Source organism: Enorma burkinafasonensis (genome assembly GCF_902150035.1).
GTDB classification, from domain to species: Bacteria; Actinomycetota; Coriobacteriia; order Coriobacteriales; family Coriobacteriaceae; genus Enorma; species Enorma burkinafasonensis.
Genome location: NZ_LR597543.1, coordinates 1 through 2,243, shown reverse-complemented (window position 1 = coordinate 2,243; position 2,243 = coordinate 1). Strand labels below are relative to the sequence as shown.

At 72.2% G+C, this 2,243-nt stretch carries 2 protein-coding genes; both read right to left on the bottom strand.

Features of this window, described 5'->3' with window-relative positions; translation table 11 throughout:
- Positions 1–704, bottom strand: a 704-nt coding sequence (gene istB, locus FS885_RS09800; protein WP_144744842.1) for an IS21-like element helper ATPase IstB, incomplete at its 3' end; no start/stop codon positions are given.
- Positions 697–2,190: an IS21 family transposase gene (gene istA / locus FS885_RS09795; protein ID WP_222419916.1), complete on the bottom strand. Its 1,494-nt coding sequence runs from the start codon at positions 2,188–2,190 to the stop codon at positions 697–699. The genes istA and istB, both read right to left, overlap by 8 nt.
- Between the last annotated feature and the right edge of the window lie 53 nt (positions 2,191–2,243).

The window sequence follows — 2,243 nt, the reverse complement described above, 5'->3', positions numbered from 1 at the left end:
CCGCCGAACTCCACGAGCCTGCCGTGGTGGACCACCCGGTCCACGATCGCGGCGGCGAGCTTGTCGTCCGCGAAGACCGTGCCCCACCGGCTGAACTCCACGTTCGTGGTGAACACGATGCTCCTCCTCTCGTAGCTGTCCGATATGACCTGGTACAGGAGCCTCGCCCCGTCCACGTCGAAGGGCACGTAGCCGAACTCGTCCAGGACGAGCAGGTCGGCCCTTCCGACGTCCGCGAGCAGCCTGTCGAGCGTCCCCTCGCGCTTGGCCTTGCCGAGCTGGAGCACCAGCGTCGCCGTCTGGAAGAACCGCACGGCGATCCCCCTTCTGGTGGCCTCGATGCCGAGCGCGGTGGCCATGTGGGTCTTGCCGCGCCCGGTCGGGCCGTGGAACACGAGGTCCTCGGCGCGCCCGACGAAGTCGAGGGACAGCATCTCCTCGCGCCCCCAGCCCTCGGGGAAGCGCACGTTCGACCAGTCGAAGCCGTCGACGGCCTTGGGCACCGGGAACCTGGCCTGGCGCAGCAGCCTCGCCCGCTTCGACCGCTCGCGGGACTCGAGCTCGCGCGCGAGCATCCCCGAGCACGCGGCGAGCTGCCCCGGGGTCGCGGCCTCGAGGAACCACGCCGCCGTCGCCCTCGATATGAACAGCGACCTGGCGCGCGAGGAGAACTCCTCGCGCTCGGCGTCCGGGATCCTAGGCACTGGCGGCGCCCCCCTCCAGCAGCTCGAAGGCCCGGTCGTACCCCGCGAGGTCGACCGGCTCGTCGTAGGAGACCACGGCGTCGCCCGCGGCCGCCCTGGCGGCGGCGAGCTCGAGCGTCGCGGCGTCCACGCCGCCGGTGGCCCCCAGCGAGCGCAGCGCGCCCTCCACGGTCGCAGCCCAGCCCCGGCGGGCGCTCACGTCGCGCAGCGCCCTGAGGTCCGCGCCGAGGTCGGCGGGCGCCTCCGAGTCGAGGAACGCCACGAGCTCCTCGGGCAGCGACCCGCGCACGACGCTGTCGCGCCAGCCGCCCGGGCGGATCGCGAGCAGCCTCAGCTGCAGGGTCGGGTCCGCGGAGTCGGTCGGCGCGTCGCCCCACTCGCGCGGGTACTCGGCGACGACCTCGCCGCCGGCGCCGACGACCGTGACGTCGAATGCGCCCATCGCGACGGCGACCTCGCGGGAGGCGTTGGCGGGCCCCGCCGAGTAGCGGTGCTCGCCGCCGGCCCTGAACGAGCCCCGCTTGCCGCACTTCCGGGTGATCCACGTGACGCACGCGAACGGCGCCGCGGGCAGCGGCGAGAGCGCCGCGCGGTCGTCCCCGAAGAGCTCGGACTCGGGCGCGCCCTTGCGGTAGTGCGGCTTGCCGTCGGAGAGCGCCAGGCACGTCCCGAGCAGCCTCCCGTTGTAGGCCTTCACGTCCCAGACCTGCGGGACCGGGACGAAGAGGTTGCGCCTGAGCGCGCCGACCTTGTTCTCCACGGAGCCCTTCTCGTTCCCCGAGTAGGGGTTGGTGAAGCTGTAGTCGAGGCCGTAGTGGGCCGCGAAGCGCCTGAAGAGCCCGGAGGTGACGATCTGCGCGCCGACTCGGCGCCCGACCTCGGTGGCGTTGTCGAACACGGCGCGCAGCGGCACGCCGCCGAGGAACTCGAACACGTCCCTGAGCCCCTGGCAGACGCACTCCGCGGTCTCGCCCCAGAAGACCTGGGCGAGACCGACGTTGGAGTGCGGGAACGTGACCGCGAGGAAGTGGCCCCGCGTGACGACGCCGCGCACGCGGAAGTCCGCCTGCCCGAAGTCGACCTGGCACTCGCCCGGGAGCCAGTCGAGCAGGAGGAACCCCTGCGCCTCGCGGGCGTCGAGCTCGGCGGCGAGCTCCTCGCGCCTGCGCTTGACGTACCTCTGGACGGTCGTGTAGGAGCCCTCGAAGCCCCTCTCCCCGACGAGGCGGTCGTAGACCCTCTTCGCGGTGTGGCGCTGCTTGAACCAGCAGCGCCGGTCCTCCAGCAGCCACGAGTCGATCAGCTCCGCGAAGGGCTCGAGCAGCGGCGACTCGGGCGCCCTGCCGACCGCCGGCGGCCTCTCGGAGAGGTCCGGCTCCCTCAGGTACTTCCTCACCGTGGGCTCGGAGACCCCGGTGTCCCGGGCGATCGAGGCGACGGTCGCCCCGTTCCTCCCGAGCTTTCTGATATCGTCGATCTTGTCCACGCCGATCATTTCCTCTCTGGCCCCCAATCGTCGTAACCGAAGCAACGACAACG